This is a genomic window from Alteromonas sp. ABV4_515 (assembly GCF_056160345.1).
Map to the genome: position 1 here is coordinate 339,767 of NZ_JBSWWZ010000006.1, position 16,635 is coordinate 356,401.

Sequence of the window (16,635 nt, forward strand, 5' to 3'; positions counted from 1 at the left end):
AGACTAAACTAAGCGAATTTTGCGATAACCGATCCCGTCGCCTCATCACCATAACCCAGGGTTTTCATGACTTGTTCTAACATCGCGACTTTCTTAGCCGTGTTATTGTTCGTCACTACCCAGTACGGTGAATCTGGAATAAGTTTCGGGTTAGTACTACTTCCGGTGCTCAGAAGTGCTTCTTTACTCGTTGCGAAGTAAATACGATTCTTACCCTTGATTTGTTCAACCTGAGCAAACGCATCTGAATGCAAATCATGGAGTTCAGAAAGGATAAACAAAAACAGATCAACGCGTTTGGTATATTGGGCAAGTACTGAGGCATCCAGTCTGGCTTCTATTTCACCACTACCATGTTGCACCTTTTCTACCACAGTGGGCGTTTTTTTCGTTGCTGGTTGGCGCGCTTTTACAGGCGTGCTTTTGGCCACGCTTTTTTCTGCGGGCTTTGGCTTTGGCTCTGCCTTTGGTGTAGTTTGTGGTGCTGGCGATTCCGGTAGCAGCAGACGGCGAAGGATATCAGAAGCATTCTCGCCGATATGCTTGGTTTGAGCTGCAATAAACGTATACAACTCGTCATCAATTTCTATGGTTTTCATTAGATACTTCCTTTATTAGCCGCATCATTATAGACAACCCGGAAATTGAAAACAGCACAAAATCAAACACAGATTGCGATTTACAGATAATCTGCCCTATGATGTATGCCAGCTGTCTATACTTAGGTATCAACAGCATAACCGCATTTCTCTGTGAAATTGCTAGCATCTGTGAAATCTGAACAATGTTTGCGGGACAACTTATGCGCAAAGAGTTTAAAACGGTCATAGATACCTTGTCAGAGCATATCATTGGTAAGCCCCACCAGCTTAAGCTGGCGGTAACCTGTTTGCTAGCCAAAGGGCATCTTCTTATTGAAGATTTACCTGGTATGGGAAAAACCACTCTTTCACACGCGCTTGCTCATGTTTTTACACTGTCATATTCACGCATCCAATTTACCTCTGATTTGTTACCTGCTGATATGCTGGGCGTGAATATATTTGACCAGCAGAGCCACGAATTCCGTTTTCACCCCGGTCCAGTATTTAATGAACTGGTGTTAGCAGATGAAGTAAATCGCGCATCACCGAAAACGCAAAGCGCATTACTTGAAGCAATGGAAGAGCACCAGGTGAGCGTGGATGGCACAACCTATTCTTTACCCTCACCGTTTTTCGTTGTGGCAACTCAGAACCCCAGTCATCAAAGCGGAACGTATCCATTGCCAGAATCACAACTCGATCGATTCCTCATGCGCATATCGTTAGGCTACCCGTCGTGGGAAGCAGAAAAAGCCATGCTGCAGCAGCCACAAGGCAGAGACAAAGACCCCTTGTCTTCTTGTATCAGTGTTGAAGATTTACTCAAACACCAACAAGCAGTTGCTGACCTTCGATGTAGTGATGCCGTGTTGACCTATGTGCTGAACCTGGTTAACCAAAGTCGTGAAGAAAGTGGTTACCCACAACCGCTCTCTCCTCGTGCCAGTCGTGCATTACTCGGGGCTGCGAAAGCCTGGGCCTATATTCACGATCGCGATTATGTGATTCCAGAAGATATTCAGGCGGTTTTTGCCGCTGTTGCAGAACATAGACTTCGGGGACATCAGCAGGAGCAATTTGAAGAAAGCACACTTAGCCAGAGACTGCTCAACAGTGTTGACCCACTTGCAGCCTGATCGCCTTTTTACTGTTGTAATTACATGAAAGCTGCCTTTGAGTCTTTGTCATTAAAATGGCTGGCTTCCCGAATGCCACCGGAGCCTTCACATCGCCTGAGCCATGGAAATATATTTATTTTTCCCGGCGTATTCGGCGTGTTTTATTTAGTGATGACGTTGTGCCTTTTTCTGCTGGCCATCAATTATCAAAATAACCTGTTGCTCTTTTTAAGTCAGTTTCTGCTCAGTCTTGTACTTATTGCTCTTTTCAGCGCCTACAAAAATGTGGCCGGCATGCTGCTTACCGCCTACGAGGTAAAACCGGTATTTGCTGGAGAAAACAGTTATCTTGAAATCAGAATAGAAGAAAACGATAAGCCTCTGCACGGACAAATAGAGATTAAGTGGTATGGCGACAAAAATCGTCACATGCTCGATTTGGAAATGGAAAAGAAACTTCACCACCTACCATTTCCCACTGCGTCGAGAGGTTTTCATCGACTGCCCCGCGTTACGGTTACCTGTTCATGGCCCCTGGGCCTCATAAAATGTTGGACCCATTTAGACTTCGGCCACAAACTCCTTGTTTACCCCTCGCAAAAAGCTGAACAAATATTGTTGGCGGAATGGCATTCAGAGAATGGCAAAGGCCGCAAAAACCAGTCAGGTACCGACGATTTTTATGCACTTTACCCCTGGCAGGTCGGTGAATCGTTAAGCCGGGTCGCCTGGAAACGTGTGGCCAAAGGCGATGACTGGTTAAATAAAGTGTTTACTGAGCAGCAGGCAACCAGCGGTTATCTGGATATTGATTCGGTATCTAATCTCGATACAGAAACCGCCCTTTCGGTGTTGTGCTGGCAAATTGTTCAGTTATCTGCGGCGGGCAGTGAGTACGGCCTTAAACTGGGCAACATTATTATTCCACCATCGGTGGGGCCGGCGCATCGCAGCACATGCCTAAAAGCGCTGGCATTGTACCAGCGAGGTGATGCCTTATGATGGCGCCATCACTTCCTGTAGCAGGTAACCGCGACAGCTTACTTATTTCGTTGTTTTTTTTAGTGCTTTCCCTCTCGCTTTTCGGTCAAATTCACTTGTGGGTTCTGCTCTTGTGTATTTGCGCAGCCGTGGTGAGAATATGTCTTTATAGTGGCCTTTATAACCATATGCCAGGCCGGCGAATGGTAAACTTACTGGCACTTTTAGCCGGTGTCGCCCTGGTAACAACCAGTAATAACGTAGATTTTCTCCGTGTTATGGTTAACTTGCTGTTGATGGCAAGCTCACTGAAACTCATGCTCCTTTCCAAGCGCAGGGATTTTTTCCAGTTATTTATCTGCGGAATATTCTTACTCGCGTGTGGCTTTATTTTCTACCAATCGCTAGGCCGAACACTCTTTTATGCCGCGATGCTTATAGTGCTGCTTTTTATTCTGTTCTCTGCGCACAATCCCTCCGCAGGCTTTGCTTTTCGAAGAAATAAAAGTACGATTTTAATGCTGCAGGCCCTGCCCATTGCTCTTATGCTTTTCGTTTTTATGCCCAGAATTCCGCCACTGTGGAAAATGCCTGAGGGTAAATCTACGGAAACCGGATTAACCGATAAAATTACCCCGGGCGACATCGCTAATTTAGCGCAATCAGAAGATTTAGCTTTCAGTGCAACATTTACCACCGCCCTGCCAGCACAACAATCACGTTATTGGCGGGCAATGACATTGGAGTACTTTGATGGTAAATCATGGTCGGCCAGTGAAACCCGCCTCTATGCGCAAGTACAACTCCAGCAAATGCGTAGGGAGTTTTATCCGACTGTAAGCGGGGAGGCATTGCGGTACGAGGTTGTTACAGAGCCTACACAAAAAACCTGGTTGTATGCTCTAGATACCGCGGTACCGGATTCTGCCGCGAGCAGTCAGGAACTTTGGCAAGGTTGGAATTATCAACTATCCGCACTTCAACCCGTTTATAGCCGCTTCGCTTACCAGGTTGCATCCTACCCGGACACGCAAAGGGTCTCTTCAAACCTGGCCTTGGATAAAGCCATTAATACCCAGGTTCCAGAACGTGGCAACCCGCAAACACGGGAATGGGTCAATTCACTTCGACAGCAGCACCCCCACGACAACGATTTTGCCGTAGCGTTGATGGATTACTTTGCAGATGAAGGTTTCGAGTACACACTCACCCCTCCTGCAATGCTGGTTGATCCTGTTGACCGTTTTTTATTTGAGGCTAGAGTTGGCTTTTGCGCCCACTATGCCAGTGCAATGTCCTATGCATTTCGCCTTGCCGGCATTCCAGCGCGTGTAGTATCAGGCTATCAAGGTGGTACACCAATAAACGACAATACCATCAACGTCTATCAGTACGACGCACACGCATGGGTAGAAGCATTGATTGATGGGTATTGGCGTACCTTTGACCCTACTACTGTTGTCGCGCCTTCCCGAATCCTCGAAGGTTTTGAGCATGCCGCTCGCTTTTCAAATGAGATGCAGGGTGAACACCCTTTAAATGGTATTAATCAGTGGCAAGTGTTTGAATATTTGAGAACATTGAATGCGAGAATGGATTACTTGTGGAATCGCTGGGTACTAGGCTTCGATAATAATGACCAAACCGACGTATTCAAGCGCTTGTTAGGTGATATATCCACGTTAAAAATGAGTATTCTATCTTTTGGTCTTTTTGCTTTAACTGCACTGCTGCTCACACTTTACTTTGTGCCTTCCTGGCGCAGGAAGGCGATCTCCAAACATCAAAAGCGCTACCTCACAACCATCGGAAGTATTGAGAAACAATTTAACATACGGCGCGACAATCGAAGCCCCCGGCAGTTTTACGAACATTACAAAGCTATTTTTCCTCCACGTCTGTCGCAGGCGCTTCTTGCTCTGACTCAGGAATATGAGGCAATAGAGTATGGGGGTCATTCTCAGGGAGTTGAAAAAATAAATCAAAGATGTCGTCTTGTGTATCAAGCACTTCGTGATACTTACCCCCGCTAAAGGTGTTAAACCTCAAACCAAAATAACTATGCTCAACTTTCTCGACATGTTCAGCGGGAAAGAAAGGTTGATATTCGATAGATGCATGAGGGCAGCGGCTCTCTAACTCTTGTGCAATGCCATCGATCTGCCATTTCAGCATCCATACTTCAGCAATTTTGTATGGGCCAGTGAAAAACAATAGGCAGTGCTTCGTTACCAATACTCTAGAAAGGCTGTATGCTGGAATACTAATCGGCTTAGATAGCCTCAGCCAAGACATAATATCAGGATAGATAGTGATGGTGTCTTTATTTCCTTGACGTCTTTTTATCACACAATTTCGCCACCAGGTTTGTTTAAACCAAAGGTGGTAACACAACAATCCTAGCGGAAAAATTGTAGCCGCAACCTGCAACAATATTTGCATTGTTTATCTCCTTGTTTGGGCTCACTTTATCAGCCTTATTCCACCTCGCAAGTACAGGTCTGGTACAGGTTTGCTATTTAAAAAGTAAAAAAAACCCGCCGGATGGCGGGTTTTTCGAAGCTTTAGAGAAGAATTACTTAGCAGCTTTACGCGCTTTCGCTTCTTCCATTACTTTTTCAGCTACGTTCTGTGGACATGCTGAGTAGTGGCTGAACTCCATAGAGAACTGACCACGACCAGATGTAATAGTACGCAAGTGACCGATGTAACCGAACATTTCAGACAGAGGTACATCTGCTTTAATGCGTACGCCGGTAGCACCAGCTTCCTGGTCTTTGATCATACCACGACGACGGTTAAGGTCACCGATTACGTCACCTACGTTGTCTTCAGGGCTGAACACGTCAACTTTCATCACTGGCTCAAGCAGTTGAGGACCCGCTTTAGGCATAGACTGACGGAATGCACCTTTCGCTGCAATTTCAAACGCGATAGCTGATGAGTCAACGGCGTGGAAACCACCGTCGTACAGTTCAACTTCAACGTCCAGTACCGGATAACCAGCCAGTGGACCTTCTTCCATCATACCTTTAAAGCCCTTCTCGATAGCCGGGAAGAATTCTTTAGGTACGTTACCACCAACAACGGTAGATTTGAAAGTGAAGCCAGAGTTAGTTTCACCTGGACGGATGCGGTAATCAATCTTACCGAACTGACCAGAACCACCAGACTGTTTCTTGTGCGTGTAGCTGTCTTCTACCGGAGTAGTGATAGTTTCACGGTAAGCAACCTGTGGCTGACCAACTTCCAGCTCAACGCCGTAAGTACGCTTCAGGATGTCTACTTTAATGTCTAAGTGAAGCTCACCCATACCTTTCAGGATGGTTTCGCCAGAATCTTCATCAGTTTCAACCTGGAACGAAGGATCTTCTGCAACCAGTTTACCGATAGCGATAGACATCTTCTCGTTAGCGCCTTTATCTTTAGGCTTAACAGCGATAGAGATTACCGGCTCAGGGAAGATCATTGGCTCTAGGGTACAAGGGTTCTTAGGATCACACAGGGTGTGACCAGTCTGAACGTTCTTCATACCTACAACAGCCAGAATGTCACCTGCCTGCGCAGAAGTCAGTTCTGTACGCTCATCGGCGTGCATTTCTACCATACGACCAATACGCTCAGTCTTACCAGTAGCAGAGTTCAGGATGGTGTCACCCTTGTTCAGCTTACCAGAGTAGATACGGATAAAGGTCAGCGCACCGAAACGGTCGTCCATGATTTTGAACGCCAGAGCACGGAACGGCTCGTCAACAGATACTGTTGCAACTTCACCAGTAGGTTCACCTGTTTCTTCGTCAGTCAGATCCTGTGGATCAACTTCTGTAGGAGAAGGCAGGAAGTCTACTACTGCGTCCAGAACCAGCTGGATACCTTTGTTTTTAAATGCAGAACCACAGTAAGTCGGGAAGAATGACATATCGCGAGTACCTTTACGGATACAGCGCTTGATGTCTTCCAGAGAAGGCTCTTCGCCGTCCATGTAAGCCATCATCAGGTCGTCGTCCTGCTCAACAGCAGTCTCAACCAGTTGCTCACGGTATTCGTTCGCTTTTTCAACCATGTCAGCAGGGATATCTACTACTTCGTAGTTTTCTGGCAGGCCAGAGTCGTCCCAGATGTACGCTTTCATGTCCAGCAGGTTAACAACACCTGTGAATTCGTCTTCGATGCCAATTGGCAGGGTCATTACCAGTGGGTTAGCAGCAAGTACTTTCTTAACCTGGCCAACAACACGGTAGAAATCTGCACCCATACGGTCCAGTTTGTTTACGAAGATTACACGGGCAACTTCTGATTCGTTAGCATAACGCCAGTTAGTTTCAGACTGTGGCTCAACACCGCCTGAACCACAGAAAACACCGATACCACCATCGAGTACTTTCAGAGAACGATAAACTTCAACAGTGAAGTCAACGTGTCCCGGAGTATCGATGATGTTCATGCGGTGATCTTTCCAGAAACAAGTAGTCGCAGCAGACTGGATAGTAATACCGCGCTCAGCTTCCTGTTCCATGAAGTCAGTAGTTGACTCACCGTCGTGTACCTCACCGGTTTTATGAATTTTACCGGTAAGCTTCAAAATACGTTCTGTAGTAGTAGTTTTACCCGCATCTACGTGGGCAAAAATACCAATGTTTCTGTAATGAGATAAGTCTGACATTAGTTCACTTTCGTTGGTTCAGAGTAAAAAAACGGCGGGATTATAAAGGATTTCAATACCAGATTTATAGTCCTTTGCGAAAAAAGTCTAAAACTTATTCAGCGATTCCACGCCAAGCCTTTAATTTTATATTTAAAATCATAAAGATACCACCACAAATGCGATTTACGCTTTTATGGCAGTAACAGTAACTTCATCGCGATCGTGGTATAGGTGCCTGACCTTTATTTTATAGTCAGACGCTTTCTTACCCAGTCGCGTATGTATTTCCCCCAGTGCGGCCGTCACTGTGTCATAACGTTTTTTCATCGGGAGCTTCAGATTAAATATGGCATGGTCTGCCCAGCCTTTATCTAACCACTCACTCATCAGCACCGCCACCCTGTCGGGGCGCTCTATCATATCACACACGAGCAAATCTACACGGCCATATTTTGGCTTATAAGTAAATCCGTCTGCCGCATAATGATCCACCAGCTCGGTGGCCATTAAATGGTCATCAATGGCGCCATTATCAATGGCCTCCACAGACATTTCACGAATCACCAGTTGATAGGTCCAACCGCCAGGACACGCTCCCAAATCCACAGCCCGGGCCCCCTCACGGAAAACCGTGGTGCGGTCGTTCTCCTCCAGCATGGTAAGAATAGCTTCTTCGAGTTTCAGTGTAGAACGGCTGGGCGCCTTGGGCGGAAACTTTAACCGGCAGATACCATTAATAAACTGGCTGCGGTAATCGGGATAGGAATGGCCTACATAACAGCTATCGTAATCGGTAAAGAATACATGCAGTGCACGGCCGTCATTACGTTCTTTGAAGGTTAGCGCATTCTGCTTACGCAAGCCCTGTCTCAAAGGCACAGTAAATTTCTTGCAGAATTTCGCCAGCACCTTGCCATCTTCGGTATCGGCATGCTCAACAAACAGCAACGTATTTTTCCATTCATCGGTATCAGCCTGGCTAATTGCGTCAAGCACAGGCCCTGCCCGGTTGGTTTTATCTAAACCTTCCAAATGTGCGGTAACCACCACAATTTGCCGTGAAAAAATGGTTTCGCTTACCGCAAGGCGACCACCTAGGCGGTCGGCATCACCGGGCTGATAAAAATGGAACAGAATATAGCCCTGCTCTGACTTAAATTCTGGGTAACCATAGACTTCAAACTGGGTACTTAACGCCGTTAACTCGTTAGCGGTGTCTGCCTCGTAACCAGGGCGACAATAAACCAGTAAACTATTCATGCCACTGCCCCTTTACTATGCCAGCGATAAGACAACCCCAACCAATCATAAAACACAGGCCACCCAAAGGCGTAACAGGGCCTACAAAGCGCCATTGCAATAACGTAAGCAAATAAATACTGCCACTAAAAAATACAATTCCTACAGTAAAGAACACACCGCAGAGTAATAAAAGTCGTTCGCTGATGATATTGCGAAATGCCACTAACCCCAGCAGCGCGAGGGCATGATAAAACTGATAATCCACCGCAGTGTGATATGCAGTAAGTTGCGTAGCAGACAACACCGACTTGAGTGCGTGTGCGCCGAATGCGCCAAAGATCACACTGCAAAGCGCAGCCAGTGCACCGATTAAAGCAAATGATTTAGTCATGAAGATGCCTGTTTATAAACGTCACTGTGGCCGATACGGCAGCGGCCATGTTCTCATCAAAAGTAATACCGCTCGCTTTTCGTGGCTTAAAACTATGATCACCGTCCTGCAGGAAGACGGTTTCGATTGAGGAAGACAGCGGATACTGAGCAACTTCACCTTGTGTTCCGAAGGTATCCCGTTCCCCCTGAATAATGCATAGCGGCTTAGATAATGCCTCAAGATGTGCAGTACGTAATTTCTCTGGCTTTCCTGGTGGATGAAACGGGTAACCATAAGCAATAGCACCGCTAACGTCTGCCTGCTCTAGAATGCGTGTTGATACCCTGCCCCCCATTGACTTACCACCAATAAATAGCGGGCTAGAAACTGATGTTCGCAACGCATCAATTTGGGCTAGAAAATGTGCTTCTAGCTTTTCAACTTTCTCCGGCGGACGACGCTTGCCGGTTTGAGTCATGATTTGCATGTAAGGAAAATCAAAACGAATAACGGTGATTTTATGCTTAGCCAGCCGCACCGCCATGTCGGCCATGAAATCGGAATGCATACCGGCGCCGGCGCCGTGAGCCAGAATCAAGGTGGCGGCTTCATTTTCTGCTGGGGTAATCTGGGTGCTAAAGGTCATTCTGTTCCTCTTCTACCTGAGCCAAAATCCAGGCTCTGAATGCGGCAATTTTACCTAATTCTGCCTGCGCTTCATCACATACCAAATAAAAAGCATCCCGACTGGCGACTTTTTCTTCGAAAGGCATAATAAGACGACCTGCATCCAATTCAGGCCGGGCAAGTATCGTATTACCTAGCGCGATGCCCTGTCCTAATGCTGCAGCCTGCAAAACCAACATTGAGTGGCTGAATACCGGTCCTTGGTTCACATTCACACCCGCTACACCCACACTCTTTAACCAGTTCTTCCACGCCTCGCGACTTAAATCATGTAGCAATACGTGATGACGCAAGTCACTCAGACTTTCTAATGGTTTCGGGCCATTAAACAATAGTGGCGAGCAAAGCGGTGTAAGGAATTCGGTATGCAGCTTATCCGCTTTAACTCCGCTCCAGCGGCCTTTACCGTAATAAATCGCCACGTCGACATCGTCTTCAAGAAAACCCTCGTCGAAATCCACCGCTTTAATGCGAACGTCGATATCCGGGTGTTCAATACTAAAGCGGCTTATTCGCGGCACTAACCACTGACTGGCGAAACTTGGCGGCATGGCCACCGTAATCGCCCCTTTGCTGCCTTTCGCTAATAAGCGCTCTGTCGCCTCCTGCAAGTTTTTGAAGATATCTTTCAGTTCAAGAAAATAGGCTTGCCCTTCTTCGGTAAGCAACAATGTTCGGTTACGCCGCAGAAACAATTTCATCGATAAAAATTCTTCTAAGGCTTTTATCTGATGGCTTACCGCAGCCTGAGTGACAAACAACTCTTCCGCAGCTTTGGTGAAGCTAAGATGACGTGCAGCGGCCTCAAAGGCTTTGAGAGCATTAAGTGGAGGAAGGCGTCGTTGCAAGGGAAGGTACCGGGTTATGAAACTTGCGTGAAATATACATTAGTTTTTCTAATCAATAAACCCTATTTAAACTCGTTTTAAAGGCACCTTAAAACTGTTTATTATTCGCCCGCATTCAAAACAGAGCCCATTTTTTCAATAAGTTATGGCGCATAATTGTTAAACAATGCAAAAAATTTGTTAATGAATTTAAAGTTAAATTAATTAGGTGTGATATGACTAAGTTTAAAAAATTCTTCAGCCAGATGGCTGTTATCCTGGCGGCAACTACCGCTTACCCAACACTTTCGCAAGAACTGCCTGCTTCAGCGGCAGTTACCCCGCTTATCAGCGCCATCGAACTGAACATTGAGAAAATTAATGTACAGGAACAGGTCAAAGCCGTACTAGTAACAGAAATGCAGCAACAGCTCGCTGCTACGCTACTTGCTATGAATGAAGAAGAACAATCGCAAGCGGAGAATACGCAAGGCGAATAACCTCTCATTCCACACCTGATTCGGATGCCGGTGGCTGGCAATGGCCGGCCACTGGCATTCGTCTTCAGCGTTCTGAATTAATTCGCGCTGGTATCCAGAGGCGCAAACCCCTTCACCAATTCATCTAATGCTTTCATTTGTTGCAAATACGGTTCAAGTTTAGACAGCGGCAATGCACAAGGACCATCACATTTCGCTTCATCCGGATTCGGATGCGCTTCAATAAACAGGCCAGCCAAACCTAATGCCATGCCACTGCGCGCTAATTGTGCTGCTTGTGCACGACGACCATCTGCCGACGTTGCCCGGCCACCAGGCATTTGCAACGCATGTGTTGCGTCGAAAATCACCGGTGCATATTCTTTCATGGCATCCATGCCCAGCATATCTACGACCAGGTTGTTATAGCCAAAACTGGTTCCACGCTCACAAAGGATCACTTTATCGTTCCCTGCTTCACCAATTTTCTTGATGATGTGGCGCATTTCATGGGGTGCAAGGAACTGAGGTTTCTTCACGTTGATCACAGCGCCGGTTTCTGCCATAGCGACAACTAAATCAGTCTGGCGGGCAAGAAATGCCGGCAATTGAATAACATCGACGACTTCAGCCACAGGCGTGGCCTGATGGGGTTCGTGCACATCGGTGATAAGTGGTACGTTGAACGTCTTTTTGATTTCTTCAAAAATTTTAAGACCTTCATCCATACCCGGGCCACGGTAAGAGGTGACTGATGAACGATTCGCTTTATCGAAAGACGCTTTAAATACGTAAGGAATACCCAACTTGGTGGTGACTTCCACGTAATGTTCAGCAATTTTCATTGCCAAATCACGAGATTCCAGCACATTCATGCCGCCGAATAAAACAAAAGCTTTGTCGTTTGCTACAGTGATATCGCCTAACGCGATTTCACTTAAAGATTGTGTCATTTGAGCATTTCCAACTTCAGAATAATAAAGGCTGTTTGGTAACGGCAACATTGGCAATCAGGCCAATCCAGACCAGTGCGCCAACAAAGCCAATCCAGCGTAACGGCGCGTTACGCCCCCATTTCAGGGCAAACATACCCATAAGAATATAAGCAATCAGTCCCACAACTTTGAAGGTTAACCACCCCTGTACAAAAGGAAACTGACCAAGAATAAAGCATAACCAAATTGCGCTGGCTAATAGGAACGTATCGACAACGTGAGGCAGTATTTTCAGCCACTTTTTACTGAGCAATTCGCTATTGAACTGACTCAGCATAAAGCGAAAGATAAACAGAAATACGCTAATCCCCACTGCGGTTAAATGAAGATGTTTCGCCATCATGTACATAAAAGAACCTCTTATTTTTTATCGTTATTTTCTGCCTGGCGCAGTTGATTAATCTCGTTTTTCGTAGACTCAAACTGCTGGCTTAGCAGCACATTATCGAAGGCAAGTTGTACATTTTTAGCAAACATATTCAGTAGCCGAACATTGGCTTGGGTTAATTTTCCGGGCACGCCAGACAAATATAACAATGAGCCCTGAAAGGTTTTACCTGAACAATAAGCAACGATGTAGTCGTCTGCGAAAATAATGCGTTTCTCTTCAAGTGCCTGACGGCATAACACATAGGCCTCGGCTGGTAGTGCTTTGTTTAATGGCTGACCTTCTTGCCCAGCATACTCACCATTCCCCGCAAACACGTATAATTCGTCGGGTTGCGTATTGGTAACAGGTTTCGGCGCGGCTACCGCACTGGTAATGTAAGCAGCATGCTGCGAAAAACCCATGATCGAGGTTAACTGCTGAATGATACCGCGCATAAACTGCTCGACAGAACGAATGGAAAACAAATCGGCAGACGCATCGATAATCTTCTCGAGCCCGGCCCGGCTTTCTTCAATCACCATTATATCGCGATAGCTGCGAAGTGCGGCGATCATCACCGTGAACAGTTTTTGCGCAGTGAGCTCAGTTTTCGATTTGTAATCATTAATGTCGTAATTAATGATAACTTCCCGTTCAGGCGCTTGCCCGGGCTGTCCGGTGCGTAGAATAATTCGGGTAAAATGGTTATGCAGTTGCTCTCGAATATACTCAGCCACTTCTAACCCGGCTTCGTCGGTTTCCATTACGACATCGAGTAAAACCACTGCCACATCGTTGTGTTGCCTGAAGTAGCTTTTTGCTTCCTCGCCACTGTAAACGCTGACAAACTCGAGACATTTATCATCAAGAATAAAGTCATTCAATGCGAGTTTGGTGACCGCATGCACCTCAGGTTCATCGTCGACAATCAGTATTTTCCAACTACCCAACTCTTCAATGATTTCTTCGTCTTCATCTTCGGCAAAAAGAAAGTCGTCACTCATCCATTTCATTCCATTATTGAGAAAGCCAGTCAAAGCATACTGGATGGGAGATTAATCGCAAGCGGGCATTCTGGCCACAGTAATACGGTGGTGATCGGCGAGATCGCGGAAAGTCTCTGCATCGGTATATCCTGCCTGTTTATACAAATGACAAATTGCAGAGCCCTGCTCAAAACCATGTTCAATAAGCAGCCAACCACCGGGTTTTAAATAACCACGGGCCTGCGAGATGATGAAACGAATATCATCCAAACCATCTTCGCCTGCAGTAAGCGCAGAACGGGGTTCAAACCGCACATCGCCAAGTTTGAGAAACTCGCTACTTGTTTCCACATAGGGTGGATTGGTCACCAACATATCAAATTGCTTTCCCGTTAAAGAGGAAAACCAGTGACTTTCAAGAAATTGGGCGTTGGCAACGTTATTAAGAAGCGCATTAGCCTTAGCCAACGCGACAGCGTCAGCAATTCTGTCAACGCCATAAACGTCGAGACCTGGTCGCTCGCTGGCAATTGCCAGTGCAACAGCGCCGGTGCCGGTACCGAGATCACACAAACTCTCAGCCGTCTCAGGCAATAGCTCAAGGGCTTTTTCTACCAGTAGTTCGGTTTCCGGACGGGGAATGAGCGTGCTGGGATTCACCTGTAATCGCAGAGTCCAGAAATCACGATAACCCGTGAGATGAGCCACAGGGTGACCATTTTTACGTTGTGAGACAAGCTGGAGAAATTGCTCTTGCTGGGTTTCTGAGAGCGTTTTGTCGCTCCAGGTAAATAAATAGGTTTGCGATTGCCCGAGAACGTGAGCCAATAACACCTTCGCATCGGCGACAGGAGACTCGCCGCCAGCTAACATTTCTCGCGCCAGGGCAAGCGCCCCGGCAATGCTTAATAACATTATTCGTCTGCCAGTGAAGCCAGCAAGTCGGCCTGATGTTCCTGGCGTATTGGGTCTAGCAATGCGGCTAAATCCCCTGCTATCACTTCATCCAAACGATAAAGCGTTAAGTTGATACGGTGGTCGGTCACTCGTCCCTGCGGAAAGTTATAGGTGCGGATACGCTCGGAGCGATCACCACTGCCCACCAGGTTACGGCGCGTCGTTGCTTCTTCTTTCGCACGCTTCTCCTCTTCCATTTGGTTCAGGCGTGCTTGCAATACCGACATGGCTTTAGCGCGGTTCTTGTGCTGCGAACGTTCGTCCTGACACTCTACCACTAAGCCCGTAGGTAAGTGAGTAATACGAATGGCAGAATCGGTTTTGTTAACGTGCTGACCACCGGCGCCCGACGCACGGAAAGTATCCACTTTCAGATCAGCCGAGTTAATTTCGATGGCTTCCGATTCTGGAATTTCAGGCAGTACGGCAACCGTACAGGCTGAGGTGTGAATACGGCCCTGCGATTCGGTTTCAGGTACACGTTGAACCCGGTGACCACCCGATTCAAATTTCATCACGCCATAAACGCCTTCACCGCTCATATTCGCAATCACTTCTTTGAAACCGCCATGCTCGCCTTCGTTCTGGCTAACAATTTCTACGCGCCAGCCTTTCGTCTCTGCGTAACGGCTATACATGCGGAATAAATCACCGGCAAAAATCGCCGCTTCATCACCACCTGCTCCGGCACGAATTTCCAGGAAGCAGTTGTGGTCATCGTTGGGATCTTTCGGCAGCAGCAGAATTTGCAGTTCGCTTTCCAGCTTAGTCAGTTCTTCTTTTGCAGACTTCATCTCTTCCTGCGCCATTTCGCGCATCTCGGCATCGTCTTCCTGCAACATCTCTTGAGCTGATGCCAGGTTTTCTTCTGCTTGCTGATAAGCGTTAAAACCTTTTACCACGTCTTCCAACTGGCTAAATTCCTTCGACAGTGCGCGGAATTTTTCCTGATTGGAAATTGTGTCCGGATCGCCGAGTAATGCCTGCACCTCGTCAAAGCGTTCTACCAGGTGCTCCAGCTTTCTCTTCACCGATTCTTTCATATGCGTTGTTTACCTTTCTTTGTCCTGCTCTTCAGGAGCAAGATCCATCGCCTGTCCCAGCCATTGAGACAGCGCGCTATTTTTATCTTGTGCCGCTTCACGTAGCACCCGTGTGGGTCCGTGCATCAGAGTATTAGCCAGTTTATACGCCAATTCCTGAATGATTGCTTCAGGCTCTCGGCCTTCAGACAGTTGATTCACGGCTTTGGCAACCAATTCATCTCTGGAAGCCGTGCTCTTCTGACGGTATTGGCGAACTAAATCAATGGATTTTTGCGCCCGTTTCCAATTCAGGAAAACCAACGCTTGTTCGCTGATAATTTTTTCTGCTTCTTGCGCCGCCAATTCCCGTGACGCCAGATTTTGCTCGACAATGTGCTGAAGATCATCAACCGTGTAGAGGTAAGCATCCCCCAGCTCATTCACTTGCGGCTCTATGTCTCTGGGAACAGCCAGATCCACCATAAACATTGGGGTATTCCGGCGCTGCTTCAGCGCTCGTTCTACCATACCTTTACCGATTAATGGTAACTGACTCGCAGTAGAACTAATAACAATATCAAACTGGTGCAAATGATCAGGGAGTTGCGATAACGTCAACACTTCGGCCCCGAGATTTTCGGCCAGTTTCTCTGCCCGGGCTACAGTGCGATTTGCGACAGCAAGACGTTGTACGCCCTGCTCTTTTAAATGCTGAGCAACCAGCTCGATGGTTTCTCCTGCCCCAACCAACAACACTGCGCGTTTCGGTAGGGCACTGAAGATATGTTTGGCCAGTTGCACAGCGGCGAACGCCACCGACACGGCATTGGCGCCAATCTCGGTTTCAGAACGGACTTTTTTCGCGACTGAAAACGTATGTTGAAACAGGCGCTCAAACTCACTGCCCACAGTACCGGAATGCTTGGCATCATTGAATGCTTGTTTGATTTGCCCGAGGATCTGTGGCTCGCCCAGTATTAACGAATCGAGGCCGCTGGCTACTCGCATAACGTGTCGAACTGCGTCTTCCTGATGATAAAGATAGCTGTTATCCGAGATATCCTTTTCAGAAACCCCATGAAATTCCGCTAACCATTTCAATAATAACGCGGCTTCATCCACCCCTTTCACATACACTTCTGTGCGATTACACGTGGAAACAATGACAGACTCGTCTATGCCGTTCATCTGTTTCAACGAGGCGAGCGCAGACACCAGAGAATCCGGTGTGAATGCAACTTTTTCGCGAAGTGCTACAGGTGCTGTTTTGTGATTAATTCCGAGGGCAGTAAGGGTCATTGAAATTCATGGTGGCATCAATGGAGCGGCATTGTACGAAAAACGCAAAATGATTGAAAGTACTCCT

The 16,635-nt window shown here is 46.9% G+C and carries 15 protein-coding genes and 1 pseudogene; 4 read left to right on the forward strand and 12 right to left on the reverse strand.

The features are described from left to right. Positions 1-8: 8 nt before the first annotated feature. Positions 9-599 (reverse strand): replication initiation negative regulator SeqA, encoded by a 591-nt coding sequence (seqA, locus tag ACXAGX_RS15805; RefSeq protein WP_474839497.1) that lies wholly within the window; start codon positions 597-599, stop codon positions 9-11. A gap of 203 nt (positions 600-802) precedes the next feature. Between seqA and ACXAGX_RS15810 the strand changes: the two genes are divergently transcribed. Genes ACXAGX_RS15810 through ACXAGX_RS15820 form a run of 3 tightly spaced genes read left to right on the forward strand, consistent with a single transcriptional unit; the run spans position 803 to position 4,716 of the window. Continuing rightward, positions 803-1,720 (forward strand): AAA family ATPase, encoded by a 918-nt coding sequence (locus ACXAGX_RS15810; RefSeq protein WP_474839499.1) that lies wholly within the window; start codon positions 803-805, stop codon positions 1,718-1,720. Between the two features lie 24 nt (positions 1,721-1,744). Next, positions 1,745-2,704 carry a DUF58 domain-containing protein gene (locus ACXAGX_RS15815; protein WP_474839501.1) on the forward strand — a complete coding sequence of 320 codons (960 nt, stop codon included), beginning with the start codon at positions 1,745-1,747 and terminating at the stop codon, positions 2,702-2,704. Beyond that, positions 2,704-4,716 carry a transglutaminase TgpA family protein gene (locus ACXAGX_RS15820; RefSeq protein ID WP_474839609.1) on the forward strand — a complete coding sequence of 671 codons (2,013 nt, stop codon included), beginning with the start codon at positions 2,704-2,706 and terminating at the stop codon, positions 4,714-4,716. The genes ACXAGX_RS15815 and ACXAGX_RS15820 overlap by 1 nt, the downstream gene beginning before the upstream one ends. 542 nt (positions 4,717-5,258) lie before the next feature. Here the strand turns inward: ACXAGX_RS15820 and fusA are convergent. The 5 genes from fusA to ACXAGX_RS15845 form a co-directional block, all read right to left on the reverse strand. After that, complete coding sequence (gene fusA, locus ACXAGX_RS15825) at positions 5,259-7,346, reverse strand: elongation factor G (protein ID WP_474818207.1); 2,088 nt, start codon at positions 7,344-7,346, stop codon at positions 5,259-5,261. A gap of 165 nt (positions 7,347-7,511) precedes the next feature. Further along, positions 7,512-8,588, reverse strand: coding sequence for a 23S rRNA (cytidine(2498)-2'-O)-methyltransferase RlmM (gene rlmM, locus ACXAGX_RS15830; protein ID WP_474839503.1), 1,077 nt, complete (start codon positions 8,586-8,588; stop codon positions 7,512-7,514). Continuing rightward, positions 8,581-8,961, reverse strand: coding sequence for a DUF423 domain-containing protein (locus ACXAGX_RS15835; RefSeq protein ID WP_474839505.1), 381 nt, complete (start codon positions 8,959-8,961; stop codon positions 8,581-8,583). The genes rlmM and ACXAGX_RS15835 overlap by 8 nt, the downstream gene beginning before the upstream one ends. Continuing rightward, complete coding sequence (locus ACXAGX_RS15840) at positions 8,954-9,589, reverse strand: alpha/beta fold hydrolase (RefSeq protein ID WP_474839507.1); 636 nt, start codon at positions 9,587-9,589, stop codon at positions 8,954-8,956. The genes ACXAGX_RS15835 and ACXAGX_RS15840 overlap by 8 nt, the downstream gene beginning before the upstream one ends. After that, positions 9,579-10,478, reverse strand: coding sequence for a transcriptional regulator GcvA (locus ACXAGX_RS15845; RefSeq protein ID WP_070123543.1), 900 nt, complete (start codon positions 10,476-10,478; stop codon positions 9,579-9,581). Before ACXAGX_RS15845 ends, ACXAGX_RS15840 begins: the two co-directional genes overlap by 11 nt. Positions 10,479-10,693: 215 nt before the next feature. Here ACXAGX_RS15845 and ACXAGX_RS15850 point away from each other — a divergent pair, with 215 nt between their 5' ends. Continuing rightward, positions 10,694-10,957 carry a hypothetical protein gene (locus ACXAGX_RS15850; protein ID WP_474818202.1) on the forward strand — a complete coding sequence of 88 codons (264 nt, stop codon included), beginning with the start codon at positions 10,694-10,696 and terminating at the stop codon, positions 10,955-10,957. Between the two features lie 77 nt (positions 10,958-11,034). Here the strand turns inward: ACXAGX_RS15850 and kdsA are convergent, their stop codons facing one another. The 6 genes and pseudogenes from kdsA to hemA form a co-directional block, all read right to left on the reverse strand. Further along, on the reverse strand, positions 11,035-11,889 hold the full coding sequence (gene kdsA, locus ACXAGX_RS15855; protein ID WP_474818201.1) for a 3-deoxy-8-phosphooctulonate synthase: 855 nt from the start codon (positions 11,887-11,889) through the stop codon (positions 11,035-11,037). A gap of 16 nt (positions 11,890-11,905) precedes the next feature. Next, positions 11,906-12,280 carry a SirB2 family protein gene (locus ACXAGX_RS15860; protein WP_474818200.1) on the reverse strand — a complete coding sequence of 125 codons (375 nt, stop codon included), beginning with the start codon at positions 12,278-12,280 and terminating at the stop codon, positions 11,906-11,908. Between the two features lie 50 nt (positions 12,281-12,330). Continuing rightward, positions 12,331-13,305, reverse strand: a pseudogene (locus tag ACXAGX_RS15865) (DUF3369 domain-containing protein); the annotation flags it as partial. A 51-nt stretch (positions 13,306-13,356) separates the two neighbouring features. Then, complete coding sequence (gene prmC, locus ACXAGX_RS15870) at positions 13,357-14,202, reverse strand: peptide chain release factor N(5)-glutamine methyltransferase (protein ID WP_474818199.1); 846 nt, start codon at positions 14,200-14,202, stop codon at positions 13,357-13,359. After that, positions 14,202-15,287, reverse strand: a complete 1,086-nt coding sequence (prfA, locus tag ACXAGX_RS15875; protein ID WP_474839509.1) for a peptide chain release factor 1 — start codon at positions 15,285-15,287, stop codon at positions 14,202-14,204. The genes prmC and prfA overlap by 1 nt, the downstream gene beginning before the upstream one ends. A gap of 9 nt (positions 15,288-15,296) precedes the next feature. After that, positions 15,297-16,568: a glutamyl-tRNA reductase gene (gene hemA / locus ACXAGX_RS15880; protein ID WP_474818198.1), complete on the reverse strand. Its 1,272-nt coding sequence runs from the start codon at positions 16,566-16,568 to the stop codon at positions 15,297-15,299. Positions 16,569-16,635: the final 67 nt, after the last annotated feature.